Here is an 8,512-nt window from a genome sequence, read left to right on the forward strand (position 1 = left end):
GGTTGGTGAAAAGCATGAGCGAACTCACGCAACGCGCACGCAGCAAGCTGCACCTGGAGCTGCGCGATGAACCGTTTGCGGCGCTAAAAGGTGTGCTAGTCCAACTGCCAGACGGGCAGGGCGCGCTGGTGAACCTGTCGGTTGGAATCTCGGTTGTGGAAGGCGTTCAGGACTACGGTTTAAGCAGTGCGGATTTTGCGGCAACGGATTTGGTAATTGAAATGCTGTTTCTCGTGGAAGCGAAGTCAGCGGCGATGGATGCGTCATGCAATCTGAATCACCGCTTACAAGGGGCGAAACTTGCAGCAGAAGAACAGGCAGCCACGGATACATTGACTGGCTTAAAGAGCCGCCGCGCCGCAGATCATATTTTGGCGGCCGCTTTGGCGGAAGACAGTGAATTTTCACTGATGAAGCTCGATTTGGAATTCTTCAAGTCAGTAAATGATACCCAAGGACATGCAGCGGGCGATTACGTTTTGCAGGAGGTGGCCAAGGTCATGCCTGCGGAAACCCGCAAGGGCGATATGATTGCGTGGGTGGGGGTGACGAATTTATGTTCCTAATTGATGGACTTACGAAAAAGGAAAAACTCCTGGATATTGCAAATCGTCTCATCCGAGGGATCGAAAAACCCATCGCATTTGAGCAGACACAGTGTCACATTTCCGCGAGTATTGGGATTGCAACGCGCTTTAGGGGGGATCCCAAGGGGTTGGATGCATTGATGTTGTGCTCGGATCGCGCGCTTTATGCGGCCAAAAGCAAGGGACGTGCCTGTGCGACGTTTTTTGAGGATTTGGACGAAGAGACTTAGAGAGCCTCTATCGAGCACTACCAGCGCGTCGAAGCCTTAACGCATTGCTGATCACGAACACACTTGAAAATGCCATTGCGAGAGCGGCAAGTGCGGGGGACAGTAGAAGCCCGAAAATAGGATAGAGCGCGCCGGCGGCAACGGGGATTAAAAGTGCATTGTAGCCGAAAGCCCAGAACAGGTTTTGGCGAATATTGCGCAGGGTGGCTGAACTGATGTCAAAGGCAGCTACAACGGCGTTCGGATCCCCCGCGAGTAAGACTACATCTGCGGCTTCGATCGCTACATCTGTGCCTGTGCCGATTGCGATGCCAACGTTTGCGGATGCTAGGGCGGGCGCGTCATTGATGCCATCACCTACGAAAGCAACAGGTCCATCAGATTGCAACGTGCGAATTGCGTCGGCTTTGCCACCTGGCAAAACATTTGCGATGACGTGATCTAGGCCCAATTTATCTGCGACCGATTGCGCAGCTGAGTGAGTATCACCAGTGATCATCACGGTTTGAATGCCGGAGTTCTTTAGGGCGGTGATTGTCGCTTCGGCGGTTTCTTTGAGCGGATCAGAGATTTCGAATTGGGCGGCTAGTTTACCGTCCAACGCCATAAGAATTTCGGTGCCCTTAGCGCGCGTTGCGTCATGCGCGTCGAGATCGACGCCCTTTGCTGTGAGTAATGCACGGTTGCCAATGAGAACACCCTTGCCATCAATCAATGCGCTAACGCCACCTCCCGTCGCACTTGTAAACGCTTCGGTTGGCGCAACGGGGATATCACGCGACTGCGCATGGGCAACGATCGCCTGTGCGAGGGGATGTTCGGAATTGACCTCGACAGAGGCAGCGAGGGCCAGCGCATTTTTTTCATCTAGTGTGTTGAACAAATGAATGCCCGTCACGCTTGGTTTGCCTTGTGTCAACGTGCCCGTTTTGTCAAAGGCGACCGTCTTGATGCTGTTAAGCTCTTGCAAGGCCGCGCCCTTTGCAAAGAGCACACCCTGTTCAGCCGCGCGCCCTGCGCCGACCATGATTGACATGGGTGTGGCCAATCCCATTGCACAGGGGCAAGCGATAATCAGGACGGCGACACCAGCGACAAGTGCGTGACTTAACGCCGGATCAGGTCCGAAAAATAACCAAGCGAGGATTGTCAGCGCCGCGATAGCCAAGACTGCAGGGACAAACCATGCGGTGACCCGATTGACCAAGTTTTGCACGGGTAGTCGCGCGCCTTGCGCCTTTTGTACCATCTCGATGATTTGGCTGAGGACCGTATCCGCTCCAATGGCATGCGCTTTGAAGGCGAAACTGCCCGTGCTATTCACTGTGCCTGCGGTGACATGCGCGCCTGTGGTCTTTTGCACCGCAAGCGGTTCGCCGGTTAGCATGCTTTCATCCACCCAGCTGTCGCCCGATGTGACGATGCCGTCGACTGCGATCCGCTCACCTGGGCGGACGTGAATGATGTCGCCCAGGGTAAGGGTTTCAATAGCGATTTCTTGATGTGTGCCATCGCGCTCCACCATCGCGCTGTTGGGGCACAACGCGATAAGACGGGCGATAGCGGCCCCAGTGCGTCCCTTTGCACGCGCTTCCATCCAACGACCTGCGAGGATTAGGGTTATTATGACGGCTGCGGCTTCGAAATACACATTACGGGCGGATTGCGGCAGTAGGTTTGGGGCGAAAAGCACGAGTGTGGAGTAAAAGAAGGCGGCGCCGGAGCCAAGGACTACCAATGCGTTCATGTCAGGTTGCCATGTGCGCAGGGCCTTTAGGCCGGTTGTCCAGATTGCTCGACCGGGGATGCATAGAACCATAGCAGTCAGCGCAAATTGCATCATCCAACTGCTTTGCATCCCTATGGTGCGGGAAATCAAATGGTGAAAGGTCGGAAACGCATGCCCGCCCATTTCAAGGATGAACACGGGAAGTGTGAAAAAGGCGGCAATGATAAAGGCGCGCTTGTTGAATGCGGCGTCGTCGGTATGACTGACGGACGCTTGTGACACGGCAGTATCATCCAACAGCGTCGCGCTTTTCCCGCTGTCCTGTACTGCTAAGATTAGCGCCCTGGATGGGGTGCCCAAGGTTTCAACAACTGCCTGGCCCGTCGCGAGGTTCACATTGGCTGATAAGACCCCTGCAGGTTTCAACAGTGCTGTCTCAACGCGAGAGACACAGGAGGCGCAACTCATTCCATGGATATCAAGCCGGATCGTGGTGGGCTGGGCGGGCTTGCCGACAGCCTCGAGGGCGTCGATCAGCGTCTGGGCCTCAGTATTGGCTTCAAAAGAAACATCCGCTTGCCCTGTCGCGAAATTTACCCGTGCGTCTGACACACCTGCAACGCTGTTTAACGCAGTTTCAGCGCGCACAGAACAGGAGGCGCAGTTAAGTCCAGTCACAGGGAATGTAAGGCGGGTGGTCATAAACCTAAGTCCTGACAGATGGGATACGGGCGTTTTTAAGTTACAGCAGAGCGTACCTGAAAACGCCCTAGCTTATAACTTTGTGTTTTTAGGATTTATTCAAGGGTGTCGACGGCCTTCAGGATGTCGGCCTCCCCGATGAACAGTGGGGTTATGCCAAAGCGCATCATGTTGGGCGCACGGAAATCTCCGATCACTTTGCGCTCGATCAAGGTTTGCATGCAAGGATACCCGTGCTCGAATTCAAACGACACGTGTGAGCCGCGCTCGTCCATATTGTGCGGACCCGCGAGTGTGACACCATCACAGCGGCTTTCGACCTCGTGGATGAACAACTCCATCAATTCAATAGAGCGGGTGCGTACATCATTAAGGTCAACGTTATCCCAAACATCCAAAGCGGCTTCGAGAAGTGCGAAGGATGCGATAGAGGGCGTGCCAATGCGCATACGGTCAATCTTACCGGGCATTGGGCGGTAGTCGGTATCAAAGGCAAACGGAGCTTCGTGGCCGTACCAGCCAGACAGAACAGGCTTGACGGTCTCAATTAGGCGGGGGGCTAAATAGATGAACGCCGGACCTCCGGGACCCGCATTGAAAAACTTGTAAGTACAGCCAACCGCGAAATCGACATCGGTGCCCAAGACGTCCACGGGGATAGCGCCTGTGGAATGCACAAGGTCCCAGACCACGACAGCCCCAACACTATGGGCTTTGTCGATGATCGCTTTCATGTCATGTTTGCGCCCTGTGCGGTAATCTAACTCTGTGAGGGTCACGACGGCAACCTCATCGGTGATTGCGTCTAGAACCGCCGCAGGCGCGACCGTGCGTAGCTTGTAACCGTCTTCTTTCAGCTTCACCAAGCCCTGCACCATGTAAAGGTCGGTGGGGAAGTTACCTGTGTCGGAGAGGATCACCTTACGATCCGGCACCAGCGCCAGTCCCGCACCCACTGCTTGAAACACTTTGATCGAGAGCGTGTCGCTGACCACAACGCTGTCTTTGGGCGCACCAATCAATTTGCCAATGCGATCGCCTAAGGTGTTGGTTTGCATGAACCAGCCCTTAGTGTTCCACCCTTTGATCAGCTCTGTGCGCCATTCCTCGTTCATGAACCGCGTCATTGCGTCTGGTCCAGCCTTGGGCATGGGGCCTAGGGAGTTGCCGTTGTGGTAAACCATACCTTCAGGGATATCGAACATAGCCTGGGTTTTGGCAAAATTGGTTATGATAACGCTCCCTCAGAGGTTTGTTATGTATTGGTGGACCAGATGCATTGAAGCAAGGCAAGGGGGCAAAGCCGCTCAATTGCCGGATAGCGCTAGAGAGTTAATCAAATAGCTTCACGCGCTGGGCAAAGTGGTCTATCGAAACCGCGCATGACAGATCAGATCACACATAACACCGCGGACACTGCGCGTGCTGCCCGCCTAAGCGTAGCACCGATGATGGACTGGACCGATCGGCATTGTCGCTTCTTTCATCGACTGATGTCGTCACGTGCGCTTTTGTACACGGAAATGGTCACCTCGCCTGCGCTTGTCCGCGGTGGTGCGCTGCATTTGCTGAAATACTCAACCGTGGAACATCCTGTGGCCTTGCAGCTTGGTGGTTCTGATCCTGCGGAATTGGCAGAAGCTGCGCGCATCGGGGCAGAGCATGGTTATGCGGAGATCAACCTTAACGTTGGGTGTCCATCTGATCGTGTGCAAAACGGCGCGTTCGGTGCGATTCTAATGCGTGATCCTATGCTGGTTGCAGAGTGCTGTGCGGCAATGATCAAAGCGTCCTCAGTAGAGGTGACCGTGAAATGCCGCATAGGAGTGGATGATCAAGCCCCGATCGACATACTACCAGAGTTCCTCGCGCGCGTTGCTGGGGCAGGGGTTGGGCGGTTCACAATCCACGCGCGCAAAGCGTGGCTACAGGGGCTAAGCCCTAAGGAAAATCGCGATATCCCACCACTGGATTATGATTTGGTGCAGCAGATGAAGGGGTTGTTTCCCGCTCTGCATCTTAGCTTGAATGGCGGCGTCACAACGCTCGCACAGGCGCAAGACGCGCTGGAGCGGGGAATGGATGGTGTGATGATCGGACGTGCGGCCTATTACCAGCCCGCGGATATACTGATGGAGGCGGATCATCTGATCTACGGCGTACCCAAGGTTGAGCGCGCGCGCGAAGATATTGTGATGGAGATGCTGCCCTATATCGATGCGCATATCGCGGAGGGTGGCAAGCTCGGACAAGTCACGCGCCATATGTTGGGTATATTTGCTGGCGAACCGGGCGCGCGTTATTGGAAACGTCATCTTTCAGAGAATGCGCATAAACACGCCTCTGGATCGCATACGGTTGTCGATGCTATCGAAATAATGCACGCAGCGAGAAACAATTCGAAGGCGTGAACGCACGCGTGTGAAAAGGCAAAACCATGACTGATCCGATGCTCCTTGTGCAAATGCTCGTTCTCTTGTTGATCACGGGGGGCGTGGCTGGCGTGCTTGCTGGTCTTTTGGGTGTCGGTGGCGGCATCGTCTTGGTGCCCGCGTTCTTTTACGTGTTTGGCGCGTTGGGCTTTGAAGGACCGCAATTGATGCAAATGTGCCTCGCGACCTCGCTTGCGACGATCATTGTTACCTCTGTGCGCTCGGTCCTGAGCCATAACAAAAAGGGCGTTGTGGGTTGGGATATTTTGCTCACTTGGGCACCGGGCATTGTGATTGGGGCCGCGCTGGGCGTAATGGTCGCCGCGAGCCTACGATCAGGTGCCCTACAAATGATATTTGGAGTTTTGGCATTGATCGTAGGGCTTTACATGACATTTGGTCGTTCGTCTTGGCGTGTGTCAGAGGCCATGCCGACGGGTGTGAAGCGGATAATATCTTCGCCCATCCTTGGATTTATGTCTGTTCTGATGGGCATCGGCGGCGGCAGTTTCGGCGTGCCGTTCATGTCGCTGCACGGCGTGGCAATCCACCGCGCAGTGGCGACGGCAGCAGGGTTTGGTGTGCTTATCGCGGTGCCTGCGGTCATCGGGTTTTTGTTCGTGCCGATTGAACCTACGATGCGCCCGCCATTCACCGTGGGGGCGGTGAACCTGATCGCCTTCGTCGTGGTAATCGCTATGACGTTGCTGACCGCGCCCTGGGGTGTGAAACTTGCCCACGCGATGGATGCGGGGCCTTTGAAGAAAGCGTTTGGCGTGTTCTTAACCTTGGTCGCGCTGAACATGTTGCGCAAAGCCTTTGGATTTTGAAGCAGTTTGCACAGGACGGGTTTTGCGTTTTTGATGTGGATCCCCGTGTTCTAGAATGGGCTGACGCTGCTGAGGACGTTGCGCGAGACGTGGTACAAAACGCAGACATGCGCGCACTTTGGCTGCGTCATCAGGATACGTGGTTTGTGGGTGTTGATGCCTTGCCAAACGCAGCGGATGGAGCTGTGTCAGATGTCCCTCTTGACGGTCCATGGGAAGCGTTGATCACACAGCCAAAGCACTGGCATAGAGCTCAAGTCTCTGTTGTCTATGAAGGATATCCCAAACAAGACGATGGTGAGAGCTACGTAAACCATCGCTTTCGTATCAATCGCGCCGCTGCGCATGTGGATGGGATTTTGTTGGAAGACGGGCATCGCTACCTGCGGGAACCACATAGCTTTATCTTAGGGGTTCCCTTGGGGGATAGCACGGCGTCGCCTTTGGTGGTTTGGCCGCGTAGTCACATTTTGATGCGCGATGCTTTGCGGGACATAATCGGGAATAAAGATCCGAAATCTGTTGATCTAACAGACGGGTATAAATCTGCGCGCGCAAGCGTGTTTGCGCAGATTGATCCGATTGAAGTGACTGTTATCAAAGGACAATCAGTCTTGCTGCACCGTCACATGCTACACGGTGTCGCCCCTTGGAAAGCCACGGATAGTGCCCCAGATGAGGGCCGCATGGTCGCCTATTTCAGGCCAGAATATCCAGAGATAGATATGTGGTTAAGCACCCCTTAACCCTTTCTATCGCTAAAATATCCCCACCGAAGGCATGAAATCTTTTAGAACGCGCCCTTTAAGCGGGCGTTGCGAAGTGTTTTGACAGCTTCAAACCTTGGCCTTGGTAGTTCGAGGCAATGCCCGACCCATACAGCTGCGCTGGGATTTCAGACATATGTTCGTAAACCAAACGTCCCACCACCTGACCATGTTCTAATACGAAAGGTGCCTCGTGGCAGCGCACTTCCAACACGCCGCGTGATCCTGTGCCACCGGCCTCTGAATGGCCAAAGCCCGGGTCAAAGAAGCCTGCGTAATGCACGCGGAACTCACCAACCATCGCCAAGTATGGAGCCATTTCAGCAGCATAGGCAGGGGGGATATGCACCGCTTCTCGACTAACCAGAATATAAAATGCGCCGGGATCAAGGATAATTTGACCGTCTTTGCAGCGCACCTCTTCCCAGTATTCAGCGGGGTCATAATGGCCAATATTGTCAAGATCGATGACACCCGTATGCGGTTTGGCGCGGTAGCCGACGAGGTCAGTGCCATCAAGTTTAAGATCGACAGAGAAACCAAGACCGTCATCGATCAAAGCGTCACCATTCACCAAAACATCGCTGGCGTGCAGCTTAGTGAGGGCTGCGTCGTCTAAGATGGCTTGCCCCTCGCGAAAACGGATCTGGTTCAGCCGCATGCCGGGGCGCACAAGAACCGAAAACGAGCGCGGGCAGATTTCGGCGTAGAGCGGGCCTTTGTAACCTGGCGCAATGCGATCAAACTCTGCGCCGCCATCAGTGATCGTGCGCGTTAGAAGATCAAGGCGACCTGTAGAGCTTTTAGCGTTCGCGACAGCTTGCAAATCATCGGGCAGATCAAGACGCTCCATCAAAGGAACAACGTAGACGCATCCCTTTTCCAGCACCGCGCCATCGGTGAGATCAATCTGGTGCATCTCGAATTCTTCTAGGCGATCTTCTACGCGGCGGCCATGCCCTGCAAGGAAGGATGCGCGCACGCGGTAGGCCACGTTACCAAGGCGCAGATCAAGGCTAGCAGGTTGAATTTGTTCTGGAATAATCGAAGGCGTGCCGCTGAGTTGTCCCACAGTGATCATCTGCTCGAGTCGTTGGCTGGGTAGAACACCTGTCATCTTGCGTCTCCGGTGGCCCGCTCAGACCAAGATCGAGGCGGGCAAAAAGATATGACCGGATCAGCAGGCAAAGTGTAAATGGTCGGGCTAGCAGGACTCGAACCTGCGACCTTCCGTC

At 54.6% G+C, this 8,512-nt stretch carries 6 protein-coding genes and 1 pseudogene; 4 read left to right on the forward strand and 3 right to left on the reverse strand.

From position 1 onward, the window contains the following. The first annotated feature begins 254 nt into the window (after positions 1-254). A pseudogene (locus QZ280_RS16535) lies at positions 255-817 on the forward strand (GGDEF domain-containing protein). 7 nt (positions 818-824) lie between these two features. On the opposite strand, the gene QZ280_RS15620 reads toward QZ280_RS16535, so the two are convergent. Continuing rightward, positions 825-3,248 (reverse strand): heavy metal translocating P-type ATPase, encoded by a 2,424-nt coding sequence (locus QZ280_RS15620; protein WP_293446000.1) that lies wholly within the window; start codon positions 3,246-3,248, stop codon positions 825-827. 95 nt (positions 3,249-3,343) lie between these two features. Beyond that, a complete protein-coding gene (kynU, locus tag QZ280_RS15625; RefSeq protein WP_293446014.1) occupies positions 3,344-4,480 on the reverse strand; it encodes a kynureninase in 1,137 nt (378 codons plus the stop codon). Between the two features lie 150 nt (positions 4,481-4,630). Between kynU and dusA the strand changes: the two genes are divergently transcribed. From dusA to QZ280_RS15640, 3 genes are read left to right on the forward strand one after another with little or no spacing between them, the layout of a single operon-like run. Beyond that, a complete protein-coding gene (gene dusA, locus QZ280_RS15630) occupies positions 4,631-5,659 on the forward strand; it encodes a tRNA dihydrouridine(20/20a) synthase DusA (RefSeq protein WP_293446002.1) in 1,029 nt (342 codons plus the stop codon). 26 nt (positions 5,660-5,685) lie between these two features. Continuing rightward, positions 5,686-6,510, forward strand: a complete 825-nt coding sequence (locus QZ280_RS15635; protein ID WP_293446004.1) for a sulfite exporter TauE/SafE family protein — start codon at positions 5,686-5,688, stop codon at positions 6,508-6,510. After that, positions 6,507-7,256, forward strand: coding sequence for a hypothetical protein (locus QZ280_RS15640; RefSeq protein WP_293446006.1), 750 nt, complete (start codon positions 6,507-6,509; stop codon positions 7,254-7,256). The genes QZ280_RS15635 and QZ280_RS15640 overlap by 4 nt, the downstream gene beginning before the upstream one ends. 58 nt (positions 7,257-7,314) lie before the next feature. Here the strand turns inward: QZ280_RS15640 and QZ280_RS15645 are convergent, their stop codons facing one another. After that, on the reverse strand, positions 7,315-8,394 hold the full coding sequence (locus QZ280_RS15645; RefSeq protein ID WP_293446008.1) for a 2'-deoxycytidine 5'-triphosphate deaminase: 1,080 nt from the start codon (positions 8,392-8,394) through the stop codon (positions 7,315-7,317). Between the last annotated feature and the right edge of the window lie 118 nt (positions 8,395-8,512).

Origin of the sequence: Planktotalea sp., from assembly GCF_018607995.1 — a bacterium.
Taxonomy (GTDB): Bacteria; Pseudomonadota; Alphaproteobacteria; order Rhodobacterales; family Rhodobacteraceae; genus Planktotalea.

Coding starts and splice junctions, on each gene's coding strand:
- QZ280_RS15620 (WP_293446000.1), bottom strand. CDS start 3,248: ATGACCACCCGCCTTACATTCCCTGTGACTGGACTTAACTGCGCCTCC.
- dusA (WP_293446002.1), top strand. CDS start 4,631: ATGACAGATCAGATCACACATAACACCGCGGACACTGCGCGTGCTGCC.
- QZ280_RS15635 (WP_293446004.1), top strand. CDS start 5,686: ATGACTGATCCGATGCTCCTTGTGCAAATGCTCGTTCTCTTGTTGATC.
- QZ280_RS15645 (WP_293446008.1), bottom strand. CDS start 8,394: ATGACAGGTGTTCTACCCAGCCAACGACTCGAGCAGATGATCACTGTG.